Genomic DNA, 24,493 nt, shown 5'->3' on the forward strand with positions numbered 1-24,493 from the left:
TAAGATTATAAAATAAATTTTGCTAAGTGCTTTTTTCGTAGTTTTAATTCGTAATACGTTAAGAATGTTCCTCAAATTCTAATGGCGAAAATAGAATTTACACTTCTATTTCACTACCAGTAGATAAGTAGCTAAGTTGTTCTGAAAGAACTTCCTTCATCTTATTAAATGCTTTTTCACCTGTACAGTGGCAAGTGTAGTAATACGTAAAATTATTATTTAATCTTTCGGCGATTTCCTGTATCAAAGTATTACTTTCTGTCCTTTTTGATATTGGATTATACAAGTGAAAACCTCCAACAATGCAATCTAGTCTATCATTGACTATACGTTCAGCCTTGTTTTTTATGTTTATTATTCCTGCATGTGAACAACCTGCAATAAGCATCAACTTTTTATTCTCTGAAATAATTAAACTTTGTTCATGAGAAAAATCATCCATTAAGATACCGTTTCCCACTTTTGCAAATAATGTATTATTTGATGTAGAAAGACATTCCTTAGTCTCAACATCAGAGAATAGAGTTAATTCTTTATCTAACACCATTCTTTTTTCAGTTAGAACAACTTGTGGATGATTTTTTAATGAACTATCAATACCAACATTAATTTTAAGTCCAAGAAGTGTTGTATAGTGTTTATCAAAAGCATTTTCTCTAATATAAACCTTTGCAGAATGATTCTTCTCTAAAAATAGTTTTAAAGCCCCTCCATGATCTACATGGCCATGAGATATTATCACTGTATCAATATCTGAAATATCAATTCCCATTTTATTTGCATTTTCAAGAAACAACCCATTTTTACCTAAATCAAATAGTATTTTATGATTATTAGTCTCTATATAAAAGCATATACCATGTTTATTTTTAAAATCTGATGAAACAGATTTATTTTCAACTAATGTTTTTAATATCATAGTATTTTAAACTCCTCCTTGCAAAATTCCTATTTATGTAATAATTATATATTATATTTTACAAATAAAAAAGGAAACCATTTGGTTCCCAATAATAACTTATAGTACATTTCTATTTTAAGAATTTCTTCTTTAAGTTATGGTCTCATATTAGTATTTCTTTGAAAGATTTATATAAATTAAAAATCTTATTCCTTCTTTTAGAAAATGGTATATCATAAGTCCAATACCTACTTCATCAAACCCAAGAAATAATAATATTAAGCCTAATGGAATTTCAATAATATTAAAGATAGTATATACTTTTGAGTTTGTTTTATCTTTCAAATAAATATTTCTTTCATCTGTATCAAATGTTTCAAATATTTCTTTAGATTTAGGATTATACTTAATCTCTCGGTATTTTAGATAAGATATTAAAACAACAAATATACCTCCCACACCAAGTATAAGAGAAATAGGATGTATAGCCTTAGCAACACCATCAGATATATTAGGTAATAAGCCTTGTTTATAAAGTATTATTGCTAAACCACATATACCAAAGTATATAATGCTTTCAAATATTGTATTCTTTAAAGATTTCATAGTTTTTCACCTCGTCTTTCTAACTTCATTATATTTCAAAAATAAAAATATCTTCGATAATACAATTAAAGATTTTTGCTATCTTATGAGCCAACAAAATCGATGGATTGTATTTACCATTTTCAAGAGAAATAATAGTTTGTCTGGAAACTCCACACATTTGAGCCAACTCACCCTGCGTGATCTTTTTACTTTTTCTTAATTCTTGAATTTTATTTTTCAAGAAAACACCACCTTTGTAAAATTAACTTTACATTTCAAGTATAGTTTGCTTTACATTTTTAGTCAAGCTAACTTTACAAATTTATTAAAATTTATTAGAAAAAAATAAAGCACATAAATCATCTATTCACTAAAATTAATTTATATACTGAAATATTTATCTAATCATAATCAAAATCCATACTTAATCTACTGGGTAAATTCATATTTTCAAGCGAGTTTAAAGTTAGATATTAAAGTGCTTTAGTTAAACTAAATTCACTGATAAATAGAAATTTGTTGGGGTAAAAAGTAAAAGGAGCTTAACTTTTTTAGGAAAATATTGACTTCGAATGTAAAGCTGACTATACTATTAAGTGTAAAGTTAGTTTTACATTAGTAAGGATATTAATTAGGGGAAAGTGGGGACTTATAATTTTAAATGTAAAGTATACTATACATTGGAGGGTAATTATGAAAAATATTATTAAAGAATTACGCAGACAAAATAATATGACACAGGAAGAACTTGCTACCTCTTGTGGAGTTAGTAGACAAACTATTATTTCATTAGAGAATGGTAAATATAATCCATCTATATATTTAGCTCATAAAATAGCTGTAATATTTGATAGTACAATTGAAAAAGTATTTATTTTTGAGGAGGAGTAATTATCAGTAGATTAAGAGTATTTAGTGGTTAGTGTGATTATGTTAGTTATAGGAATTGGGTTGCTGTTAAGTGGCTCAGCTATTATATTGTTAGCATTAAAAGATTCTAAGAAGTGTGAAAATATAGAGTTAATTAAAATATAATAAAGAACTATGTTTTTAAATATACATTAAAGAGAAATTGAATAAATTTTATATAAAGGAATGGTGAAATTATGTTAGAGGTAAGTAATGTAACTAAAAAGTATGGTAAAGTTATGGCTAATAGTGATATAAATTTTCAAGTTAATAATGGAGAAATTACAGTGCTATTAGGACCAAATGGAGCAGGGAAATCTACCATAATAAAGTGTATTTGTGGGCTTTTAAGATTTGATGGGAAAATATCTATAGATGGTATTGAAAACAGAGAGTTAGAAGCTAAGGCAAGGATTGGTTACGTACCAGAAATACCAGTGCTTTACGATATGCTTACAGTAGAAGAGCATCTTGAGTTTATTGCCAGAGGATATAACCTTGAAAATTGGAGAGAATATGGGGACGAGCTTTTAAAGAAATTTGAACTTGATGATAAGAAAACTAAGTTTGGAAAAGAGTTATCAAAGGGAATGCAGCAAAAGGTAAGTATTTGTTGTGCATTACTGCCTAAACCAAAGGTAATAATTTTTGATGAACCCTTAGTTGGTTTAGATCCTCATGCTATAAAGAGTTTAAAGGAGACGATATTAGAACTAAAATCACAGGGAATATCTATGGTAATAAGTACTCATATGATAGATAGTGTAGAGGATTATTGGGATGTAGCTCATATAATGATGAAAGGTAAAATTGTAGCTACAAAATGTAAAGAGAAAAGTAAAAACTCTAATAAAAGCCTTGAGGAATTATTTTTTAGTATAACTGAAGGAAAGGGTGAGTAATTGTGAATGGAATATTTTATCTTTGGAGAACAAGTTTTAAAAATCAAATTAAAGATTTAAAAAATCACCCAGGAAGACTTATAGCTTATTTAGTGCTAATAGGATTAATGGTTATGGCAATGGTATCTTCTACAATGCAGGGGACAAGTAGTATTGCTGATACTGTAAGACCTATAGATGAGCTAGGTGCTATAATTTTTAGTATATTCATATTTTTCTTTGTAAGTCAGATTATTCAAGGAATATCAGCAGGTTCCACCTTATTTAAAATGTCAGATGTGAATTTACTATTTGTATCTCCTACATCACCAAAGAAAATTTTAGCTTATGGATTAATTAGACAGATGGGAATATCATTTCTATTTTCATTTCTAATATTATTTCAGGCAGGAACACTAAAGAGCTTCTACGGGATAGGATTAAGAGGAGTATTTATAATTTTTGTAGGATATTTTGCTATAACCTTTATTGGTAGTGTTATATCAATTGCTGTATATATTATAACTAGTGGTAATGAGAAGAAAAAGAAGGTTGCAAAATTAGTAGTATACCTTAGTATATTACCAGTAATTCTTTCAGTTTTATTTAAATTAAGTGTTGGAAGTGATGTAATTACGGCAGTTGTAGATGGAATAAACCTTGAGTTTAATAAGTGGATTCCTTTTGTTGGATGGATTCAAGCCCTAACATATGGAGCAATTGTTGGAGGAATGAATGGAGCGTTAATATACTTTGTTCTAACGGTTATTGGAATTATATTAGTATTTTTTGCTATGTTACAAAGTGATAATAACTATTATGAAGATGTTTTAGGTGTTACTGAAACTATGTATAGCAGAATTGAAGATGCTAAAAACGGGAAAATAGCAGAGATGTCCTTTAAAAAGAAAGTAAAGCTTAAGGAAACAGGAATAAACCATGGTAAAGGTGCGGGGGTATTTTTCTTTAAACATATACTTGAAAATAGAAGAGCTGGCAAAGTTATCTTTGATAATGGTACTTTTATTCAATTAGCTATGGTAGCAATTTTTACTTTGTTTATGAAAGAGAGTGGCAGTATAGTTATAGCATTTGCAGTATCAACTTATATTCAGTTATTTATTAGTTTTACTGGAAGATGGGCAAGGGAGCTTACTATGCATTACATTTATATGTTCCCACAAAGTCCATTTAAAAAGCTAATAGCTTCTATAGCAGAGGGGATATTAAAGTCTTTTATAGATGGTATTATAATTTTTGGTATAGTAGGTATATTACTAAAAGCAAGTCCAGTAGATATTATAATTTGTATAGCTGCAAGAGTTGGCTTTGGATTGGTATTTATTGCAGCAGATATATTAGCAGAAAGAGTTATTGGAAAAGTTGCAAGTAAGGGTATACTTATGATGCTAAATTTCATAGTGGTAATTTTAGTTGCCCTTCCAGGAGTAATAGGCACATTTGTTGTGGGATTTGCTTTAGGTGGACAGACATATGCACTTTTAATTACATTAGTATGGAATTTATTTATATCATTAGTGATTATTGGGCTATGTAGAAATGTACTTCATAACTTAGAACAGAACAATTAAGTTTATTAATCTATAATTTTAAATTTATTATAATTATTTGTAAACATATTGAATATAGAGATTTATATATTTGCAGGTTAATTTTTATAAGAAAACAAATAATAAAAATAATATATAAAATGAAAGAGGTGCTAAAATGGAGGTATTTACTATAGGACATTCTAATTATAAAGAAGAAAGACTTATAGAAATGCTAAAAAAATATAATATAGATTGTGTTGTAGATATAAGGGGGATACCTTATTCAAAATATAATATTCAATATAATAAAGAGGTTATAGAAAAAACATTAAAAAGAAATGGGTTTATATATATTTATATGGGGGAAGAATTTGCAGCTCAAAGAAAAAATAAGGAATTGTACTTTCAAGAAGGCTATGCTGATTTTGAAAAGGTTCTAGAAATAGATGAGAGCTTTAAGGTAGGTATTGAGAGATTAAAAAAAGGTTGTCTTAAGGGATATAGAATTGCACTTCTAGGAGCAAAGCAAGATCCCTTAAATTGTCATAGATTTATATTAGTAGGAAGAGGATTAACTAATTCAGGCTTTATGGTAAACCATATATTAGATAACTTAGAATGTAAAACTCAGGAGGAATTAGAAGAAAGTTTAATCCAAAAGTACTATAAGGGAACTTTTCAAATTGCCTTTGATAAGCCTTTTAAGGAAGAAGTTTGGAAAAATGATATCTTAAAGGAGTGTTATAGAAAGGGTAATAAAGAAATTGGATATAGGCTAGAAAAAATTTAGGAATCAAAATTCACTAATTCTTATATTCTATAGTAATAGTTATTTAAGGATTGGTGGGTAATGGAGAATTTAATAAAAATTAAAAACTATATAATAGAAAAATATAGTATTAATGTTGTTGATTTAAGTTTTTTAATATTAATACCTATTATTAATGTAAATTATATTATAGCTAATAAGCTTTATGAAAAAGGTTTTAATATTCAATTACACATAGATCAGATTATTCCTTTTGAAAGTGGTTTTGTAATACCATATTTATATTGGTATATTTATATTTTTCTTGGTTTAATCTTTATCTTGTCAAAAGATAGGGAGGGGTATATAAGAACATTTATAAAGATAATTTTAGGAATGTGTATATGTTATGTAATTTTTTATATTTTTCCAACAGAAATAAATAGACCAGTTATAGAAGGAAGTAGTATTTTAGATAAACTTCTTCAAATTGTTTATTCAAGTGATAGACCTTTTAATTGTTTTCCTTCAATACATGTGTTAAATACTTATTTAATAATGAGAAATACAAAAAAAGTTTATAATAAAAGATTTTTTATATATACTCAAGCAATAGGTGTATTAATTATTTTCTCAACTTTATTTATTAAGCAGCATTTTGTATTAGATATAATAGCAGCAATTTTAATAGGTGAAATAATGATTTTCTTAGTAAAGAAAATAGATAAAAAATATATTGGAATGATTTTAGACTTTCCTTATAAGGTAGTGGAGAAGGTAATAGTCAAAGTAAAGAGTAAAGATAATATAGAAGAAGAGAATATATAAGAAGTAATAGGCTAAACTTTGTAATTGTGAAGAGTAGTAAGCTGGTAAGCTAGTAGGAAATATAATTTGTTATTAGTTTATGGCTTAAGGTAATGTTTATAATCTAGATGTTATAACGAAATATTAAGGTGTAAATGAGTGTTTTTATGAGGTTGTTGAATGACAACCTTTATTTTTATTTTAGAATTTATAATTTGAATTTTTAGAGTAAGTTTTATGTTTTAGGAAGTTTTAAAATATATATTGTAAATTGTTATAAGAAAACAATAAATTATTTTGTGTAATATAATAGTTGCACTTGCAACTAATTAAGTATATAATAACATATGGTTGCAGATGCAACTATATTGATTTAAAAAATACTAGGTTTATAAGGTAGGTAATTTAAATGAAGGAACAAGAATGTAGCTATGTTGGTCGCTATATATCTCAAATTCAAAGAAAAGGGACAAGATATATTACTTGCAATTTAGCTCCATATGGAATTGGTTATGGACAATTTTTATTTTTAATTCAGTTATATAGAAAAGATGGAATAAGGCAAGAAGAATTAGCTGAAAATCTTAATATAGATAAGGGAACGACTGCAAGAGCTTTAAAAAAGCTTGAGGATGAAGGCTTTATTACAAGAACTACAGATAAAGATGACAAGAGAGCTAATCGTGTTAATTTAACAGAAAAGGCACTTTCATTAAGAGAAAATGTTTTTTCTGTTGCAAGATCATGGGAAAGCAAGGTAACTAAAAATTTAAACCAAGAGGAAAAAGATACAATAATGAAATTATTAGATAAAATATGTACTGATTAATAAGTAGATAGGAGGAATTTATGAAAAATCAAGAAATGTTAGGGGAAGAGTCTATAGGAAAGCTATTATTAAAGTATTCATTACCAGCTATAATAGGTATGCTTGTAAATGCTTTATATAATGTAGTAGATAGAATATTTATAGGTAATATACCAGATGTAGGTCCATTAGCTATAACGGGTGTTGGAGTTACAATGCCTATAATTACAATATTATTAGCATTTGGTATGTTAATAGGAATTGGGTCAACTAGTAATATTTCAATTAAGCTTGGTCAAGGAAAAAAAGAAGAGGCAACTAATGTAATAGGAAATGCAATAACACTTTCTGTTATAGTAGGTATAACATTAACTATTATTGGAGTATTATTTGGAGATACTATTTTAGTTAAATTTGGTGCAAGTGAAAGTACATTATATTATGCAAAGTCATATATAAATATTATTTTAATAGGTGCAGTGTTTAACTTAACTGCTTTTTCACTTAATAGTACTATTAGAGCTGATGGTAATCCAAAGCTTTCAGCAACTATAATGGTAGTTGGATGTTTAACTAATATTGTTTTAGATGCATTATTTATATTTGGATTTAATATGGGAATTCATGGAGCAGCATTAGCAACTGTAATTTCACAAATATTAACAGCAGTATTAGCAATAAAATATTATGTTTCAGGAAAATCAAACTTAAAGTTTAAAAAGTCTGGCTTAAAGTTAAGTAAAAAGATTGTTATGGGGATTTTTGCAATAGGATTAGCTCCATTTACTATGCAAATAGCAGCAAGCTTAGTTCAAGTAATTGCAAATAATTCATTAAAAGCTTATGGAGGAGATTTAGCAATAGGTGCTATGGCAACTATTTCTTCAGCTTCAATGATATTCTTAATGCCTATATTTGGGCTAAATCAAGGTTCACAACCTATTATAGGTTATAACTATGGTGCAAAAAAATATAAGAGAGCAAAGGATGCTTGGAAGCTTTCAGCAATAGCATCAACTGTAATATTAGCACTAGCAGCTGTAATAACTCAGGTTTTCCCAGAAGTTATTATAGGAATGTTTAATAAAGACCCAGAACTTATGGCTATTTCAGTAAGAGGAATAAGAGTATATCTTTTAATGATTCCACTGCTTGGGATTTCAATAACTGGATCTAACTATATACAATCTATAGGAAAGGCAAAGCTTGCAATGTTCTTAAGCTTATTAAGACAAGTGATATTACTTATTCCTATGCTTTTAATTTTACCACCGATATTTGGTTTAGATGGTATATGGGCAGCACAGCCAGTATCAGACGTTATTTATACAGTTATAGCAGTAATAGTATTAGTAAGAGAAATGATACATGTAAGAAAATTAGATGCAAATGCAAAGGCAGCATAAAAAAATGGAGCTTAAAAAAGCTCCATTTTTCTATTTTTAAAATAAACTCCCTTTAAGTTAAGGTGATCTATCATTTCTAATGAAGTTTTAAAGTTTCTTCCTATATCTGAAGGTCTATGTGCATCAGATCCTAATGTTACATATTTTCCACCTAAATCAGTATAAAGAGAATAAATATCTATTAATGAATTAATAGAAGTTTTATTATTTAATCTTGCTGAATTAAGCTCTAACACCTTTCCTTTATTTATTAATGTAATAAATATTTGAGAAAAAATATCTTTATAGTCAGAAACTAATAATTCATTATCAGAAAATGGTGCATATCTACAAAGATAATCTATATGAGATAAGGCATCAAAGTTATCATAAAGATTTATACATTTAAGCATATAATCTAAATATCTTTTGAAATACTCATATTTAGGATAAGTAGCCTTACTGTATTCTGAGTAAATATCAACTCCCTCAACTATATGAATTGATCCCAAAACAAAATCAAAATCATAATTAGATGCTGTAAAATTATTTTTTTCAATAGTTGAAGGTGTGTGTGATAATCCAAATTCAATTCCAAGACCTACAGTATTGCTACGAAATTTTTCATATTCATTAAAGTAAGAATCTACATCACATTTAAATTCATTTAAAACTGGATAATCAAAATCTATATGTTCAGTAATAATAATTCCTAGATTTTGATTTTTTGAAGTATTAATAGCATCTTCTAAATTCATATTACTATCAGTAGAAAATTTAGAGTGCATATGGCTATCAAAAATCATATTGTCCTCCTTAAAGTAAGTTATTAAATTATTCTACATTATATCACAGGAATTTTAAATGTAATATAATTTAAAAATTAATATTAAGTTAAATTACTTGATAAAATATATCAATAAAGATAAAATTAATGTATTATAAGATAAATTGTAAAATAGTATTAAAAAAAGGTGGATTTTAAGATGAAAGAATTATTTAAAATAAAGGACTTATCATTTTATAAGGAAGAATTTTTAGATAACTTGGAAGAATTTGAGGATGTACTTCCTATAATCGAAGAATTAAGCTCTACTTTAGATTATGAAAAAATAGAAGTAGTGGATTTAAATGATTGTTGTGAAAAAACAAAGGAAAACTATATTGTAGAAATACCTGGTTTTTTAAATGAAGAGGATGAATTTATTACTAGAGCTGAAGTAGAAGCTATGGGAGCAAATGCAGAAGGTAAGCTTTTAGATTTATTTGTAATAAGAATTTATAAGTGTACTGAATGTAATAAGTGGATCATTGATATATTAGAATAAAGTGAGTGACTGATATGGAATGGCTTAAGGAAACATTAGGCAAGGTTAAAAATTATTTTATTGATTTATTTAATGATATAAAAAACATAAATAAAAGCAATATAAAAGAAAAGGTTATAAAAATAAAATATCCTTTAATATTAGCTTTATTAACTTTAGTTTTTCTATTTATTTTTAATTTAAGAACATCAGAAAGGGATTTACTTAGGGATTTAGAGGTAGCTTTAAAAAAAGGTAATGCCTATACCTTGAGAAATGATGTTAAGATTTTAGAAGATAATGTTAAAGTAAGGGAATTAAAGCCATTAGTAGATTTTTATGAAAAGGATACTGCTAGAATTAATAATGTTATTAAAGAGCTTAGGGAAAAAGGGCAAAGTGGAGTTTTTACTTTAGTAGAAGATAGTAAACTATTTGTAACGGATTATTATTTAGAAATAAATGCTGTAGCTATTAAGATTAAAAGTAATTTTGATAATGCAAGCTTTTATATAAATAATGAAAAAATTCCAGAAAATAATGTTAAAAGAGCCTTAGTACCAGGTATATATGAGGTAAGAGGAGAATTAAATACTGAATATGGAAAGGTAGAAAAAAAGCTTCAGATATCTGCAATGAAAAATGAAGAAATATCTATTGATTTTGATGCAGTTAATATTAATTTAACCTCTAATTTTAATGATAGTAAGGTATTTATTAATGGAAAAGATACTAATAAGCTAGTTAAGGATATAAAAAGTTTTGGTCCTATTCCTAGTAATTTAGGAGTTACTTTATCACTTCAAAGAGAATTTCCTTGGGGAATTGTAAAGAGTGAAGATGTAATAGTAAAGGACATTCCTGATATAAAAATAGATTTAAATATGGTAAATGAATCACTTGTAAATGAAACTAAGGATATAATTCAAAGGTTTTATGAAAGTGTGTTTTTAGCTTTAAATTCTAAGGATGAAAGTTTAATAATTTTAGCCCATGAAGAAACTAAGGGCAAAATTTATAATGAATTAAAGCAAAAAGCCTTTTTACTTAAGAACAATTATGAAATTGGTGATTTAGAAACTAATATTCAAAGCAGTGAATTTAAATATGAAGAAGATAATTATGTAGCACAAATTGTAGTAAAGCTAAATTACAAAGTGTATAAAAGCATTTTTACTAATTCAAAAAAGGATATTGAAACTATATTATTTACAAGACTTAAGTATGTAAATAATCAGTGGTTAGTAGATGATGTACAAAAAGTTAATTTAGATAATCAGGGGTGGGAAGCGTAAATGATAAATAAGAAAATTAAAATTATAGCTTTAGGAGTTATGGTTGCAGTAGCTTCTAATAATATAGTTGTTTTTGCAGAATCAAGTAGTTCATTAGAAAATCAAATAAATCAAAACAAAGAGAACATTGATAATCTTGAAGATGAAAAAAATAATATAAATAGTGAAAAAAGTAAGTATGAAGGTGAACTTGAAGGTATTTTAGGTCAAATAGAAGAAAAATCTAAGGACTTAGATAAGGTTACTGCAGAGGTAAATGAATATCAAGCACAAATAGATGGTCTTCAAGTGGAAATAAATGAAGTAGAAGAAAAGATTAAAAGTAAAGAAATAGAAATAGAATCTACAGAAAAGCTTATAGTTGAAAAGGAAAAGGAAGAAGAAGAAAGTGAAAAAATGCTAGGCTTAAGGCTTAGAAATTATTATAAGATGGATATGACTAGCCAATATATTTATATGATTATTACAAGTGAAAGTATTAGTTCACTTTTTTCAACTATCCAAAGTATATTTAGATTAATAGATATTGATAAAAGCTTAATAGAAGCCAGCAAGAAGATTCAAGCTGAACTAGAAGATGCTAGAAAGAATTTAGTTTTAAGTATTGAAGAAACTAAAAAAGATAAAGAGGAAATAGTTAAAAAACAAGGTGAAATTTTAGAAGCACAAAAAGGATTCTTAGTTAAGCAAGAAGAGCAACAAAAACAAATGGATGAACTTATGGCTCTTGAAGATAGTAAATCTAACATAATAGCATCACTTTCTGAAAAGGAACAGGAGCTTGCACACGAAATAGGAAGCTTAGTGGCTTATAATAAAGAACTTCAAGCTGAATTAGATGCTATATTTGCTGATATTAATAATGGTGGAGGAAGTTCAGGTGGAAATGGTGGAAACACAGGTGGAGACACTGGGGGCACACCAGGAGGAGATACTGGCGGAAATGAAAGGCCACCAACACAAGAAGGGTTCTTAAGACCAGGATATGGTGTAGTAACTGATAGTTATGGACCAAGAATTAATCCTGTTACTGGAGAAGCAGGATTCCATACTGGAGTAGACTTAGGTGACCCATATGGTTCTTCTGTTTATGCATCAAAAAGTGGAACAGTTGCTTACTCAGGGTGGATAAGTGGATATGGAAATACAATAATAATTGACCATGGTCAAGGGGTACAAACCTTATATGCTCATAATAGTAGTTTATTAGTATCTGTTGGACAAGCAGTAAATCAAGGTGATGTTGTAGCCTTAGTAGGGTCAACTGGAATGAGTACAGGCCCTCATATACATTGGGAAATAAGAATTAATGGACAGCATACTGACCCAACACCTTATGTATAATTATTAGTGAAGAGTTAAGAACTTAGCAAAATTCACTGTTGTATGTGACAGTTTTATTGAAATGTTAAACATTTTAGCCTAGTTGTTTTAAATGGTTAGTATATAGACAAGTATTTAGTAGTTGATCTATATACGGATATTTATTTGTAATTAATAGTTAGTTATAAATATATGTAACAGTATCATTTAAATTAATAAGTGGACTTTAAATTTTTTAAAATATAAAAAATACATAAACACCTAGTGAGGATATTAATCTTTGCTAGGTGTTTTATTTATGTTCATAAAAAGTTTTTTAGCTTTAATTGGAGTATTACGGATAAATTAAAAACCTGTACAAGATTAATTGCACAGGTTAAAGGGTTATGTTCATTAAGAAAGGGAATAAATGAACATGTGTGGGGTTTATTATAAACTTATAGTAAATACTATAAGTGGTATGGGCTTTAAATTTATGAATAAATGTAATATAATGTCATTACAATTATATTATAATACAAAATTTGCTAAAATCCAATAGTATTTTAAAAAAATATCGAAAATTATAGAAATTTTATATAAAGTGTTGTTTAATAAGGTAAAATGAATAAATTAATGCTATGTTTTAAATCAATGGAAGAGTGAATAAGTGAAGAGTAAATAGTAAAGCATTAAACTTATACGAAGTTTATAAATGAAATATATTTTATAAAACTTCCAAATGAGTTTTTGTCGAAACTCTTACTTCTTAATTAATAATATGGATTTTATCAACACTAGTTTAAAATATGGCTAAAATCAAAAGAGAGGTGTTTAAAATGATTGAAATAAAAAAAGAAGAATTATTAAAAAGTACTCCAGAATATGAGGAGTATAGCGAAAATGAAGCTAAGTTAACTAAAGAAGAAATGAAGGAACTTGGTTTACTAAGTTGTGGATGTAGCTGCGGTAAGTCTAATGGTTGTTCGACAAAAGGTGGTTGTGGAAGTAAAAAATCTTGTTGTAAAAACAGAGGTTAATATATATGTTTTATAAGATACAATAGAAAAAATAAAAAAATTATTAAAAATAAAATAAACTATATATTTAAACGGGGAGATATTGTAAAATAAAGTTTAAAGAATTATAGTTTACTAATGGATCTATAAACTTGGGAGGTAATTAGCGGTGAGAAAGCCTAGCATTTTTAGTAGAGATTATGAAAGAAAAATGAAAAAAAGAAAAAGAATAATTTTTGGAAGTATTTTAGCTACATTAGTTATTGGAGTTTCAGTAGTAACTTTTACTATTAAAGAAATAGATTTATCTTCAATTGGATTTACAAATGGTAATACAAATAAAGAAGATGAAGGTGAAGTTCAAGAAGTAGATAATAATGTAGAGGAAAGTCAAGGGGAAAAAGAAACCTTAGCTGAGGGGGATATCTTAAAGGAAAATCCTAAGGAGAAAGTTTTAGAAATAAGGTTATCTGATGATAAAATTTTAAAAGTAGAGTATGAAGAAGAGAATGATGGGATACAATTAAAAGAGGCAATGGAAATTCCAAATGGAATTTACCATAGCATTAGCCCGTCAAAGAAATATATTTTAACTATAGATGAAGGTCAAAATATTAGGTTATCAGATACTAAAGGAGAAACTCATAATTTAACTAAGGAAGTTTATGTGGCTCCAGATGGAGAAAACTTTAATAAGGATACTGTATTATCAACATATCAAGGATATTTATGGAGTGTAGAGGCAAAATTTATTAGTGACAGTAAAATAGCATATATAAGCAACGTGCCATACTTTGGTACTGACTTATCAAAATATATATGGATAATTGATATTCCTACAAAGACTCATACTACTTTATGGAACTCAAAGGGGCTAGATGTAAAGCTAGGAGAAGTTAAAGATGGAAGGTTAGAAGTTAATATAGATGGCAGTATTAAATATATTGATAATAATGGTAATTTAACTAACTAAAGCACATAAATAACAATATAAACATAAATAGTTTGAAAATATTTGATACTATATGTTATAATAACCTAGTTATATCAATTATGATAGTATTTACTATTTCAGGAGGAAGAAGACGATGGAAGCTAAAATGGAAAAAATAGAAACTAATGTTGTTAAATTTGAGGTAAAGGTTGAAGCGAGTAAATTCCAAGAAGCTTTAACTAAAGCTTATAACAAGAACAAGAAGCACTTTAACGTGCCAGGATTCAGAAAAGGAAAGGTTCCAATGGCTATCGTTAAGAAGCAATACGGAATAGAAGCTTTAATGGAAGATGCAGTAAACTTCGCTATTGAAGGATCATATCCAGAAGTTTTAACTGAAAACAACATAATACCAGTAGATTACCCAAGAATTGACATATTAGTAGCAGAAGAAGGAAAGGATTTCGTTTATACAGCTGAAGTAACTGTATATCCAGAAGTTCAATTAGGGGAATACAAAGGATTAAAAGTTGAAAAACCAAGCTATAGCGTAACTGACGAAGAAGTTGATGCTAAGTTAAAAGAAATGCAAGAAAAAAATGCAAGAGTTGAAAGTAAAGAAGATGGAGCTATTGAAAATGGAAATATAGCTGTTATAGATTTCAAAGGATTTGTTAATGAAGAAGCATTCCAAGGTGGAGAAGGTTCAGATTATTCATTAGAAATCGGATCAGGAACTTTCATAGATACATTTGAAGAACAATTAGTTGGAGCTAAAGTTGGAGATAAAGTAGAAGTTAACGTTACTTTCCCAGAAAACTACGGTAAAGAAGAATTAAACGGACAAAAAGCTAAGTTCGAAGTTACTGTAAAAGAAATTAAAGTTAAAGAATTACCAGCTTTAGACGACGAGTTTGCTAAGGAAGTTTCAGAATTCGATACTTTAGCAGCAGTTAAAGAAGACATGGTTAAGAAGTTAGAAGAAGCTAACGTAACTAAGGCTGAAAGAGAACACGAAGAAGCTATAATCAACGCTGTAGTTGATAACGCTACTGTAGAAGTTCCAGAAGCTATGGTTAACAAAGAAATAGATTCAATGGTTAAAAACCTTGAGCAAAGACTTCAATACCAAGGATTAACTTTAGAGCAATACTTCCAATTCACTGGAACTGATGCTGCTAAAATGAGAGAATACATGAGAGAAAATGCTGCTAAAAAAGTTAAAACTGACTTAGTTTTAGAAGCAGTAGAAAAAGCAGAAAATGTTGAAGTTACTGAAGAAGAGTTAAAAGTTAGAGCTGAAGAAGTTGCTAAAATGTACTCAGCTGGTGATGACAAAATGATCGAATTATTAATGAACAACCAAAAAGAAGCTTTAACAACAGATGTAAGAGCTAACAAGACTATAAAGTTATTAGTAGAAAACAATAAATAGAAACCATTATAATTGCCAGAAATTTTTCTGGCAATTATTTCAATAATTTATTAACAAAATTTATTAAATTCTATATAATTTAATATAATTAGTTTTTTAGATTTTGGATATATTTTATAAAGAGGGTAAAAATAGAGAAGGAGGGAATACGATGAGTTTAATTCCAATGGTTGTAGAACAAACAAACAGAGGTGAAAGATCTTACGATATTTTTTCAAGATTATTAAAAGATAGAATCATTATGCTTAGTGGGGAAGTAAATGATGTAACAGCAAATTTAGTTGTATCACAATTATTATTTTTAGAAAGTGAAGACCCAGATAAGGATATATATATATACATAAATAGTCCGGGTGGATCAATTACTGCAGGTATGGCTATTTATGATACAATGCAATATATAAAACCAGATGTATCAACTATATGTATAGGTATGGCAGCTTCAATGGGAGCATTCTTACTTTCATCAGGAGCAAAAGGAAAGAGATTTGCATTACCAAATAGTGAAATCATGATTCATCAACCTTTAGGTGGATTCCAAGGGCAAGCAACAGATTTTGATATTCATGCAAAGAGAATATTAAAAATAAAGGATTCCTTAAATAAAATTTTAAGTGAAAACACTAATCAGCCTATAGAAAAAATTAAAGTTGATGTTGAGAGAGATTACTTTATGGGTGCAGATGAAGCTATGAATTATGGGTTAGTAGATAAAGTAATTACTAAAAACGATAAGGCAAGCGAAAAATAATATTTCTATCTTAACCTAAGTGAGGTGAATTTATGGCTAAATATGAAGACAAAAAACAATTAAAATGTTCTTTCTGTGGAAAGAACCAAGAACAGGTTAAAAGATTAATAGCTGGACCTGGAGTTTATATTTGTGATGAATGTATTGATTTATGTTCAGAAATAATAACAGATGAGTTTGAAGAAAGCGTTGAATTAGATACTTCAACACTTCCGAAGCCAAATGAGATAAAAAACTATTTAGACCAATATGTTATAGGGCAAGAAAAAGCTAAAAAAGCTTTATCTGTAGCTGTTTATAATCATTATAAGAGAATAAATTCTAACTTATCAGATGATGAAGTTGAATTACAAAAAAGTAATATACTATTATTAGGGCCTACTGGATCTGGTAAAACGCTTTTAGCTCAAACATTAGCTAAATTCTTAAATGTTCCATTTGCAATAGCAGATGCTACAACATTAACAGAAGCTGGATATGTAGGGGAAGATGTTGAAAATATTCTATTAAAATTAATCCAAAATGCTGATTACGATATAGAAAAGGCAGAAAGAGGAATAATATATATAGATGAGATAGATAAGATAGCTAGAAAATCAGAAAATCCTTCAATTACTAGAGATGTATCTGGTGAAGGTGTTCAACAAGCATTATTAAAAATCCTTGAAGGAACAACAGCTTCTGTACCTCCACAAGGAGGAAGAAAGCATCCGCATCAAGAGTTTATTCAATTAAACACTTCAAATATTTTATTTATTTGTGGTGGTGCTTTTGATGGAATTGATAGAATAATTGAAAAGAGAACTACTACTAGTTCAATTGGATTTGGAGCTACAATTCAATCTAAGGAAACTAAGGATGTTGGAAGACTTCTAAAGGATATAATGCCAGGAGACTTATTAAAGTTTGGATTAATTCCAGAATTTATAGGAAGATTACCTGTTGTTGTAACATTAGAATCGTTAGATAACTCAGCTTTAGTAAATATATTAAGTCAGCCTAAAAATGCTTTAGTTAAGCAATATAGCAAATTATTTGAAATAGATAATGTAGAATTAGAATTTACTGATGAAGCATTAAAGGCTATAGCAGATGAAGCTATATCAAGAAGAACTGGAGCTAGAGGACTTAGATCTATAGTTGAAGATATGATGATTGAAGTTATGTTCGATATACCTTCAGATGAGAATATTTCAAAGGTTGTAATAAATGAAAATTGCATTAAAGAAAAGAATTTACCTGAAATAGTAAGACTTCCAGAAGGTGAAGTTAGAGAGGCTTTAAAGCCTAAAAAAGTTAAAAAGAAAAAGGGCATGGAAACTGCTTAATTTTAAGACTACTCAATATGAGTAGTCTTTTTTTTGTATGCAAGAAAAGAATATGCCAAGTTTTTCTATACTTATAGAATATTACAAGATGAATAAGTTAATAATATTGATAAGTAAATAGTGAAGGGAGGGAGCCATTTACAAAAGTAAATGGGAATATTATGACAACACCAGTAGTTATTATGCAGATAGTTATGATGGCTGTAATAATTTATTACATATCAATGAATCATAAAAATAACAATGTCAACAAGGTAGTAATTGAAAAGGAAAATACTAAGGAAATGGATAAGTTAGCAAAAATGAGGTGTATAAAACTAACACAGCCATTAACTGAAAAAAGTAGGCCTTCAACCTTTGAAGAAATAATAGGTCAAGAAGAAGGTATAAAAGCATTGAAGGCTGCATTATGTGGGCCTAATCCTCAACATGTAATTATATATGGACCACCAGGAGTAGGAAAAACTGCAGCAGCAAGACTTGTATTAGAAGAAGCAAAGAAAATGTCTAAGTCACCTTTTAATTGTGAAGCAAAGTTTGTAGAAATAGATGCTACAACTATTAGATTTGATGAAAGAGGAATTGCAGATCCTTTAATAGGTTCAGTACACGATCCAATATATCAAGGTGCTGGATCATTAGGGGTAGCAGGGATACCACAGCCTAAAGCAGGTGCTGTAACAAAAGCTCATGGAGGAATGCTCTTTATAGATGAAATAGGAGAATTACATCCTATAGAGCTGAATAAGCTTTTAAAGGTTTTAGAAGATAGAAAGGTATTTTTAGATAGCTCTTATTATAGTAGTGAAAATCCTAATATGCCTGATTATATTAGAGAAATATTTGATAATGGATTACCTGCAGATTTTAGACTTATAGGAGCAACTACAAGAGGACCAGAGGAAATAGTTCCAGCTATAAGATCAAGATGTGTTGAAATATTTTTTAGATCACTTCATGCAGATGAAATAAGAAAAATTGCTGAAAATGCAGCTTTAAAGGTTGGATTAAAGATATGTGAAAAAGGCTTAGATATGGTAAGTAGATACTGTACAAATGGAAGAGATGTAGTTAATTTAATTCAATTAAGCTCAGGAGTAGCTATAAATGAAAATAGAGTAGATATAACTATAGCAGATATTCAATGGGTAATTGAAAATGGACATTATACAGAAGTTCAAGATAAAAAGGTAAAGGATAAACCAGCTGTTGGTATTGTAAATGGCTTAGCTGTATATGGCGCAAATATAGGAATAATAATGGAAATAGAAGCAACTGCAAAGGCTGTAAGTCATAGAATGGGTGAATTAAAGGTAACAGGAATTATTGAAGAAGAAGAAATAAGTAATAGTAATAGAAAAATAAAAAGAAAAAGTACAGCATATGCATCTATACAAAACGTATTAACAGTTCTTAATAATATATTCGATTTAGAATGTGAGAAGTATGATATTCATGTAAATATACCAGGAGGAGTTCCAGTAGATGGACCTTCAGCAGGTATAACAATAGCAACAGCTATCTATAGTGCTGTTAATAACGTTAAAATAAATAATAAGGTTGCCATGACAGGTGAAATAAGCTTATTAGGAAGTGTAAAGCCTATAGGTGGAGTTGGAGCTAAAATTAATGCAGCTAAAAAAGCAGGTGCGGAAATAGCTTTAATACCAGAGGAAAATTGGAATGATAGCTTTAATGATATAAATGGAATAAGAGTAATACCTGTAAAATCATTAAGAGAAGTAATAGATATAGCTATAAATAAAAATGAAATTGAAGAAAGAGTTGAAATATTATCAGCTAAGGAAGAAGGACATTTGGAAATTTAGAATAAATTCATCTCCAAACATTGAAAAAATACATATTTATGTGTATACTATAAAAGTTACATATTATTTTATGTAGAAGATGGAGGGGAATGAAATGAGTAAAAGCAAAAGAACTCTACCTTTAATTCCTCTAAGAGGAATTACAATTTTTCCTAATATGGTTATTCATTTTGATGTTGGAAGAGAAAAATCTATAGCATGTATTGAAGCTGCTATGGAATCTAAGTCAGATATATTTTTAGCATCACAAAAGGATCCTAATGTAGAAGAGCCTAAAGTTGATGATATCCATAGCATAGGAACTATATGTAAGATAAAACAGCTTTTAAAATTGCCTAATAATCTTTTAAGAGTATTAGTTGAGGGCGTTGAAAGAGCTCAGCTTATAGATTTCGAAGAAAACGAAAAATATATTATAGCTAACATAGAAACATTAGAGGTAGTTGAAGAAAATGGAGATTTAGACATCGAAGCTCATGTAAAGATGTTAAAAAAGAGTTTTACTAAATATATTAAGGTTGCCGATGGAGTAAAATCTGAAACCGTAAATATATTTGATAGAATAAAGGATTATAATGAGTTAACAGATGTTGTAGCTTCATATGTAATTATTGAAGATAACAAAAAGCAAGATATTCTTAATGAGTTAAATATATCTAAAAGAATAGAAAAGTTATTAGAAATAATAGAAAATGAAATTGAGATAATTAAAATAGAAAAGAAAATATCTCAAAAGATGAAGGATACTGTTGATAAGTCACAAAAGGAATATTATCTAAGAGAACAAATTAAAATTATTCAAGAAGAGCTTGGAGAAGATGACTCTGAAAAATCTGAAATACTAAAGTATGAAGAAAAAATAAGAGTTTCAAAGCTTCCTAAGGCTGTTAGAGAGAAAGCTAAAACTGAGCTTTCAAGATTAAAGTCAGCAGGTTCAGGTTCAGAAGGAAATGTAATAAGAACTTATTTAGATTGGATATTAGATATTCCATGGAGTAAGGGAACTAAAGATAATTTTGATATTAATAAGGCTACTAAAATCCTTCAGGATGAGCATTATGGTCTACATGATGTTAAGGATAGAGTTATAGAGTATTTAGCTGTTAAGAAGCATACAAATAGCTTAAAAGGGCCTATACTATGCTTGGTTGGACCACCAGGGGTAGGGAAAACATCAATAGCTAAATCAATAGCTAATGCAATTAATAGAAATTATGTTAGAATGTCTTTAGGTGGGCTAAAGGATGAAGCTGAAATTAGAGGTCATAGAAAGACTTATGTAGGAGCTATTCCAGGTAGAATAGTTTACTCATTAAAGGAAGCTAAGTCAAATAATCCATTATTATTATTAGATGAAATAGATAAGCTTGGATCAGACCATAAAGGAAATACAGCAGATGCTTTACTTGAAGTATTAGATAGTGAGCAAAATAATACTTTTAGAGATCATTACTTAGAACTTGAGTTAGATTTATCTAAGGTTATGTTTATTGCAACTGCAAACTCATTAGACACTATTCCAGGACCTTTATTAGATAGAATGGAAATAATAGAGGTTTCAGGATATACTTATGAGGAAAAATTCCATATAGCTAAAAATCATTTAATACCAAAGCTTTTAAAAGAGCATAATTTAAGTAATAAAGAATTTAAAATTTCTGATAGTGCTATAAAGGAAACTATAAATAGTTATACTTGTGAATCAGGAGTTAGAAGCTTAGAAAGAGTTTTAGCTAAGTTAATAAGAAAGTCTTTAACTGAAATGTTAAAGAAAGATAAAACGAGTATAAGTATAGCTAATAATAGAATTGAAAAATATTTAGGAGCACCAATTTACACTTATGATAAAAAAGATCATGAAGATAGAGTAGGTGTTGTTAAGGGAATGGCATGGACTGCTGCTGGTGGGGATACATTACCAGTAGAAGTAGTTGTTATGGATGGAACAGGTAAGCTAGAGTTAACAGGCCAATTAGGTGATGTAATGCAAGAATCAGCTAAAATTGCCTTTGGATATGTTAGAGCAAATGCTAAAGAATTTGGAATTACAGATGAGTTCTATAAAAATAAAGATATCCATATCCATTTCCCAGAGGGAGCTATTAAAAAAGATGGTCCATCAGCTGGTATAACTATTACTACGGCAATTGTTTCTGCATTAACTAAAAATAAGGTTAGAAGCAATATAGCTATGACAGGTGAAGTAACTTTAACTGGAAGAGTAATGGCTATTGGTGGATTAAAGGAAAAATCAATTGCTGCCTTTAGAGCTGGAATTGATACAATAATAATTCCTAAACAAAATGAAAAAGATATAATTAAGATACCTACATCAGTAAGAAGTAAATTAGAAATAATTCCAGTCCACGATGTAAAAGAGGTATTAAATAAAGCAATAATTGGAGTTGATACCATTGATGAGAATTAAAAATTCAGAATTTATAATATCTGCAGTAAGAAGAGCTCAATATCCTGAAACTGGATTACCAGAGGTAGCTTTTGTTGGGCGTTCTAATGTAGGAAAAAGTTCAATAATAAATGCACTTACGAATAGAAGACACTTAGCTAAAGTAAGTCAAACACCTGGTAAAACAAGATTAATAAACTTCTTTATGATAAATGGAGATGAGTTTTACTTAGTAGATTTACCTGGTTATGGGTATGCGAAAGTATCTAAAAAGGAAAAAGCTTCATGGGGAAATACTATTGAAACTTACTTAACAGGAAGAGAACCTTTAAAGAGAGTTATTTTACTAGTTGACTCAAGACATAAGCCAACAGGAGATGATATTCAAATGCACCAATGGATAAAGCATTTTGGATATGACGAAATAGTTGTTGCAACAAAAAGCGATAAGCTTTCAAATAATGATTTAAGAAAAAGTGAAAAAATAATAAGAGATACATTAGAGCTTGGGAAAGAAGATAAATTATACTTCTTCTCATCATTAAATAAAAAGGGCAAAGATCAATTAATAGATAACTTATTTGGAGATTTAGTTCCTACAGAGGAAGTTATAGAAGAGTAAAACTTCTGAGAACCTGTAAAAACAAGAGTTTTTATAGGTTCTCTTTTTTTTCAAAAAAAAACAAAAAAAATTTAAAAAAAACTATTTATAGACAGTGTCAAATTTAATGTGAGCTCATACTATATAGTATAAACAACAAAAAAACTTATAAATCCCAAGGAGGAGTAATTTTATGGAAATGAATGAAATTCTAAATGGCTTAAACTCATGTGGTTGTAATGACTCAAGTTCATCACAATTTGGACCACAATGCGCACCACAATTTGTACCTCAATGCCCACCAGCAGGCGGCGGATGTAATACAGGATGCGGATTTGGAAGCTGGATATGGATATTATTAATATTATTCTACGCAGGTGGACTAGGTGGAGGATGTGGAACTAGCTGTGGATGTGGAAATAGCTGCGGATGTGGAAATAGCTGTGGTGGATACGGATCTAACGGTGGTGGAAGCTGCTCATCATATTTATTCTTACTAGTTATCCTATTCTTATGCAACAGCTGTGGAGGCTGCGGTGGCGGATGTGACGGTGGAGTAGGAAATCTATTCGGATGCTGCTAATAAAAAAACCTGATGAAAGGAAGGAGAGATAATTATGTCAAAAAAATGTCATTGTGAAAAGAAATGTAAATGTGGATGCAAAGATAACTGCTGTTGTAAAGATAATTGCTGCTGCCAAGATAATTGCTGCTGCGATAATGGATGTGGAAATGTTTTTAATGGATTAAGTGGATCAGTAGCACCTATTATATTCTTATTAATAGCTTGTGGATCAGGATTGCTATGTAATAGCGGATCATATTTAATTATCTTATTATTCTTACTATGTGGTGGATCATTTAATAGTTTCTTCGGTGGAAACAATTGTTGCTACTAGTATAGAGGATGGAGGGCCTAAGGCCCTCCAAAAAAATGCCCAAAAACATAAACATATTTTAAGTAAATACATATAATAGAATATAGAGGAATTTACTAGGAGGATATTTAATGTCAAAAAGAAGGCATAAACATAGAGTTGATGATGGTAATGGCAATAATTTTAAAAATAATAACCAAAATAATAATCCTTTTGGAATAAATCCTGCACAATTAATGAGTTTATTGGGTGGGAATATGGATATGAGCCAAATAGGTAATTTACTATCATCTATGAATACTGATGGGTTTGATTTAAACAATTTAAATTTAGGAGCATTACAAAATATAATGGGGAACAATGGGAATCAAAATAACGGAGGAGTTAATTTAGGTAATTTTGATATGGGGCCTCTACAAAGTATGTTTTCTGGCGCTGGTGGATCTGGAGGTATAGATTTCAGTGCACTTCAAAATATTATGGGTGGAGCTGACTTATCAAAATTAAATAATAATAGTAGTGAAAAAAGTGCTAGTAGTAGTAAAGGAAAGTCTAAAAATAAAGATTTAGACTATGAGGATGAAAATTTAGAGTTTTTAATGGCTATTAGAAGAATAGTAGATACAGATAAGATAGATTTCATAGATAGGATAATAGAAGCATATAATGACGGTTCATTTAAGTAGCATATTTATATTTAAATGTATAAAAGTTGCTGCATAGGTTAATAATATAAATGTACCGGAGAAAGTATTCTCCTATAGCAAATGAAGAGTAATCTTCATAAGCTAAAACCCCCCCATCCCCCTTTTAGGCCGCGAAAGCGG

25 protein-coding genes are annotated in these 24,493 nt (G+C 28.8%); 21 read left to right on the top strand and 4 right to left on the bottom strand.

Annotated elements, in window-relative coordinates; all coding sequences use genetic code 11:
* Nucleotides 1–97 precede the first annotated feature (97 nt).
* The 3 genes from ACRDBA_RS01205 to ACRDBA_RS01215 all read right to left on the bottom strand — a co-directional run bounded on the left by ACRDBA_RS01205 (nt 98) and on the right by ACRDBA_RS01215 (nt 1,730).
* Nucleotides 98–919 (bottom strand): MBL fold metallo-hydrolase, encoded by an 822-nt coding sequence (locus ACRDBA_RS01205; protein WP_438571123.1) that lies wholly within the window; start codon nt 917–919, stop codon nt 98–100.
* Nucleotides 920–1,069: 150 nt separating this feature from the next.
* Complete coding sequence (locus tag ACRDBA_RS01210; protein ID WP_438571124.1) at nt 1,070–1,507, bottom strand: hypothetical protein; 438 nt, start codon at nt 1,505–1,507, stop codon at nt 1,070–1,072.
* A 28-nt stretch (nt 1,508–1,535) separates the two neighbouring features.
* Nucleotides 1,536–1,730, bottom strand: a complete 195-nt coding sequence (locus ACRDBA_RS01215) for a helix-turn-helix transcriptional regulator (protein ID WP_438571125.1) — start codon at nt 1,728–1,730, stop codon at nt 1,536–1,538.
* Nucleotides 1,731–2,182: 452 nt separating this feature from the next.
* On the opposite strand from ACRDBA_RS01215, the gene ACRDBA_RS01220 reads away from it, so the two are divergent.
* The 7 genes from ACRDBA_RS01220 to ACRDBA_RS01250 all read left to right on the top strand — a co-directional run bounded on the left by ACRDBA_RS01220 (nt 2,183) and on the right by ACRDBA_RS01250 (nt 8,601).
* Nucleotides 2,183–2,380 (top strand): helix-turn-helix transcriptional regulator, encoded by a 198-nt coding sequence (locus ACRDBA_RS01220; RefSeq protein ID WP_438571126.1) that lies wholly within the window; start codon nt 2,183–2,185, stop codon nt 2,378–2,380.
* 215 nt (nt 2,381–2,595) lie between these two features.
* Nucleotides 2,596–3,300: an ABC transporter ATP-binding protein gene (locus tag ACRDBA_RS01225; RefSeq protein WP_438571127.1), complete on the top strand. Its 705-nt coding sequence runs from the start codon at nt 2,596–2,598 to the stop codon at nt 3,298–3,300.
* Between the two features lie 2 nt (nt 3,301–3,302).
* Nucleotides 3,303–4,871 (top strand): putative ABC exporter domain-containing protein, encoded by a 1,569-nt coding sequence (locus ACRDBA_RS01230; protein WP_438571128.1) that lies wholly within the window; start codon nt 3,303–3,305, stop codon nt 4,869–4,871.
* Nucleotides 4,872–5,007: 136 nt separating this feature from the next.
* On the top strand, nt 5,008–5,622 hold the full coding sequence (locus ACRDBA_RS01235; protein ID WP_438571129.1) for a DUF488 domain-containing protein: 615 nt from the start codon (nt 5,008–5,010) through the stop codon (nt 5,620–5,622).
* Nucleotides 5,623–5,682: 60 nt separating this feature from the next.
* A complete protein-coding gene (locus ACRDBA_RS01240) occupies nt 5,683–6,408 on the top strand; it encodes a phosphatase PAP2 family protein (protein WP_438571130.1) in 726 nt (241 codons plus the stop codon).
* A 388-nt stretch (nt 6,409–6,796) separates the two neighbouring features.
* Nucleotides 6,797–7,216 (top strand): MarR family winged helix-turn-helix transcriptional regulator, encoded by a 420-nt coding sequence (locus tag ACRDBA_RS01245; RefSeq protein ID WP_438571131.1) that lies wholly within the window; start codon nt 6,797–6,799, stop codon nt 7,214–7,216.
* 20 nt (nt 7,217–7,236) lie between these two features.
* On the top strand, nt 7,237–8,601 hold the full coding sequence (locus ACRDBA_RS01250; RefSeq protein ID WP_438571132.1) for an MATE family efflux transporter: 1,365 nt from the start codon (nt 7,237–7,239) through the stop codon (nt 8,599–8,601).
* An 11-nt stretch (nt 8,602–8,612) separates the two neighbouring features.
* Here ACRDBA_RS01250 and ACRDBA_RS01255 read toward each other — a convergent pair whose 3' ends face one another.
* Nucleotides 8,613–9,386, bottom strand: a complete 774-nt coding sequence (locus ACRDBA_RS01255) for a histidinol phosphate phosphatase (RefSeq protein WP_438571133.1) — start codon at nt 9,384–9,386, stop codon at nt 8,613–8,615.
* Nucleotides 9,387–9,566: 180 nt separating this feature from the next.
* Between ACRDBA_RS01255 and ACRDBA_RS01260 the strand changes: the two genes are divergently transcribed.
* From ACRDBA_RS01260 to ACRDBA_RS01325, 14 genes are all read left to right on the top strand, one after another.
* Nucleotides 9,567–9,908, top strand: coding sequence for a hypothetical protein (locus tag ACRDBA_RS01260; protein ID WP_438571134.1), 342 nt, complete (start codon nt 9,567–9,569; stop codon nt 9,906–9,908).
* Between the two features lie 14 nt (nt 9,909–9,922).
* The gene (locus ACRDBA_RS01265; RefSeq protein WP_438571135.1) at nt 9,923–11,182 is read left to right on the top strand and encodes a TcaA 3rd/4th domain-containing protein; all 1,260 of its coding nucleotides are present in this window, start codon (nt 9,923–9,925) and stop codon (nt 11,180–11,182) included.
* The gene (locus ACRDBA_RS01270) at nt 11,183–12,526 is read left to right on the top strand and encodes a murein hydrolase activator EnvC family protein (protein WP_438571136.1); all 1,344 of its coding nucleotides are present in this window, start codon (nt 11,183–11,185) and stop codon (nt 12,524–12,526) included.
* 797 nt (nt 12,527–13,323) lie between these two features.
* Nucleotides 13,324–13,524 carry a hypothetical protein gene (locus tag ACRDBA_RS01275; RefSeq protein ID WP_438571137.1) on the top strand — a complete coding sequence of 67 codons (201 nt, stop codon included), beginning with the start codon at nt 13,324–13,326 and terminating at the stop codon, nt 13,522–13,524.
* 148 nt (nt 13,525–13,672) lie between these two features.
* Nucleotides 13,673–14,476 (top strand): hypothetical protein, encoded by an 804-nt coding sequence (locus ACRDBA_RS01280; RefSeq protein WP_438571138.1) that lies wholly within the window; start codon nt 13,673–13,675, stop codon nt 14,474–14,476.
* A 115-nt stretch (nt 14,477–14,591) separates the two neighbouring features.
* On the top strand, nt 14,592–15,872 hold the full coding sequence (gene tig, locus ACRDBA_RS01285; RefSeq protein ID WP_438571139.1) for a trigger factor: 1,281 nt from the start codon (nt 14,592–14,594) through the stop codon (nt 15,870–15,872).
* A 151-nt stretch (nt 15,873–16,023) separates the two neighbouring features.
* Nucleotides 16,024–16,623, top strand: coding sequence for an ATP-dependent Clp endopeptidase proteolytic subunit ClpP (clpP, locus tag ACRDBA_RS01290; protein WP_438571140.1), 600 nt, complete (start codon nt 16,024–16,026; stop codon nt 16,621–16,623).
* A 32-nt stretch (nt 16,624–16,655) separates the two neighbouring features.
* Nucleotides 16,656–17,951: an ATP-dependent Clp protease ATP-binding subunit ClpX gene (gene clpX / locus ACRDBA_RS01295; protein WP_438571141.1), complete on the top strand. Its 1,296-nt coding sequence runs from the start codon at nt 16,656–16,658 to the stop codon at nt 17,949–17,951.
* A gap of 161 nt (nt 17,952–18,112) precedes the next feature.
* The gene (lonB, locus tag ACRDBA_RS01300; protein ID WP_438571142.1) at nt 18,113–19,780 is read left to right on the top strand and encodes an ATP-dependent protease LonB; all 1,668 of its coding nucleotides are present in this window, start codon (nt 18,113–18,115) and stop codon (nt 19,778–19,780) included.
* A gap of 94 nt (nt 19,781–19,874) precedes the next feature.
* Nucleotides 19,875–22,208, top strand: a complete 2,334-nt coding sequence (lon, locus tag ACRDBA_RS01305) for an endopeptidase La (protein WP_438571143.1) — start codon at nt 19,875–19,877, stop codon at nt 22,206–22,208.
* Nucleotides 22,198–22,809 carry a ribosome biogenesis GTP-binding protein YihA/YsxC gene (yihA, locus tag ACRDBA_RS01310; RefSeq protein WP_438571155.1) on the top strand — a complete coding sequence of 204 codons (612 nt, stop codon included), beginning with the start codon at nt 22,198–22,200 and terminating at the stop codon, nt 22,807–22,809. Before lon ends, yihA begins: the two co-directional genes overlap by 11 nt.
* A 172-nt stretch (nt 22,810–22,981) precedes the next feature.
* Nucleotides 22,982–23,371 carry a hypothetical protein gene (locus ACRDBA_RS01315; protein WP_438571144.1) on the top strand — a complete coding sequence of 130 codons (390 nt, stop codon included), beginning with the start codon at nt 22,982–22,984 and terminating at the stop codon, nt 23,369–23,371.
* A 34-nt stretch (nt 23,372–23,405) separates the two neighbouring features.
* Entirely contained in the window at nt 23,406–23,687 is a 282-nt protein-coding gene (locus tag ACRDBA_RS01320) for a hypothetical protein (protein ID WP_438571145.1), read from the top strand.
* Nucleotides 23,688–23,797: 110 nt separating this feature from the next.
* Entirely contained in the window at nt 23,798–24,352 is a 555-nt protein-coding gene (locus ACRDBA_RS01325; protein ID WP_438571146.1) for a hypothetical protein, read from the top strand.
* Nucleotides 24,353–24,493: the final 141 nt, after the last annotated feature.

It is taken from the genome of Clostridium sp., assembly GCF_051654825.1.
Lineage (GTDB): Bacteria > Bacillota > Clostridia > Clostridiales > Clostridiaceae > Clostridium.

Coding starts and splice junctions, on each gene's coding strand:
- ACRDBA_RS01205 (WP_438571123.1), bottom strand. CDS start 919: ATGATATTAAAAACATTAGTTGAAAATAAATCTGTTTCATCAGATTTT.
- ACRDBA_RS01210 (WP_438571124.1), bottom strand. CDS start 1,507: ATGAAATCTTTAAAGAATACAATATTTGAAAGCATTATATACTTTGGT.
- ACRDBA_RS01220 (WP_438571126.1), top strand. CDS start 2,183: ATGAAAAATATTATTAAAGAATTACGCAGACAAAATAATATGACACAG.
- ACRDBA_RS01225 (WP_438571127.1), top strand. CDS start 2,596: ATGTTAGAGGTAAGTAATGTAACTAAAAAGTATGGTAAAGTTATGGCT.
- ACRDBA_RS01235 (WP_438571129.1), top strand. CDS start 5,008: ATGGAGGTATTTACTATAGGACATTCTAATTATAAAGAAGAAAGACTT.
- ACRDBA_RS01240 (WP_438571130.1), top strand. CDS start 5,683: ATGGAGAATTTAATAAAAATTAAAAACTATATAATAGAAAAATATAGT.
- ACRDBA_RS01245 (WP_438571131.1), top strand. CDS start 6,797: ATGAAGGAACAAGAATGTAGCTATGTTGGTCGCTATATATCTCAAATT.
- ACRDBA_RS01250 (WP_438571132.1), top strand. CDS start 7,237: ATGAAAAATCAAGAAATGTTAGGGGAAGAGTCTATAGGAAAGCTATTA.
- ACRDBA_RS01255 (WP_438571133.1), bottom strand. CDS start 9,386: ATGATTTTTGATAGCCATATGCACTCTAAATTTTCTACTGATAGTAAT.
- ACRDBA_RS01260 (WP_438571134.1), top strand. CDS start 9,567: ATGAAAGAATTATTTAAAATAAAGGACTTATCATTTTATAAGGAAGAA.
- ACRDBA_RS01265 (WP_438571135.1), top strand. CDS start 9,923: ATGGAATGGCTTAAGGAAACATTAGGCAAGGTTAAAAATTATTTTATT.
- ACRDBA_RS01270 (WP_438571136.1), top strand. CDS start 11,183: ATGATAAATAAGAAAATTAAAATTATAGCTTTAGGAGTTATGGTTGCA.
- ACRDBA_RS01275 (WP_438571137.1), top strand. CDS start 13,324: ATGATTGAAATAAAAAAAGAAGAATTATTAAAAAGTACTCCAGAATAT.
- tig (WP_438571139.1), top strand. CDS start 14,592: ATGGAAGCTAAAATGGAAAAAATAGAAACTAATGTTGTTAAATTTGAG.
- clpP (WP_438571140.1), top strand. CDS start 16,024: ATGAGTTTAATTCCAATGGTTGTAGAACAAACAAACAGAGGTGAAAGA.
- clpX (WP_438571141.1), top strand. CDS start 16,656: ATGGCTAAATATGAAGACAAAAAACAATTAAAATGTTCTTTCTGTGGA.
- lonB (WP_438571142.1), top strand. CDS start 18,113: ATGACAACACCAGTAGTTATTATGCAGATAGTTATGATGGCTGTAATA.
- lon (WP_438571143.1), top strand. CDS start 19,875: ATGAGTAAAAGCAAAAGAACTCTACCTTTAATTCCTCTAAGAGGAATT.
- yihA (WP_438571155.1), top strand. CDS start 22,198: ATGAGAATTAAAAATTCAGAATTTATAATATCTGCAGTAAGAAGAGCT.
- ACRDBA_RS01315 (WP_438571144.1), top strand. CDS start 22,982: ATGGAAATGAATGAAATTCTAAATGGCTTAAACTCATGTGGTTGTAAT.
- ACRDBA_RS01320 (WP_438571145.1), top strand. CDS start 23,406: ATGTCAAAAAAATGTCATTGTGAAAAGAAATGTAAATGTGGATGCAAA.
- ACRDBA_RS01325 (WP_438571146.1), top strand. CDS start 23,798: ATGTCAAAAAGAAGGCATAAACATAGAGTTGATGATGGTAATGGCAAT.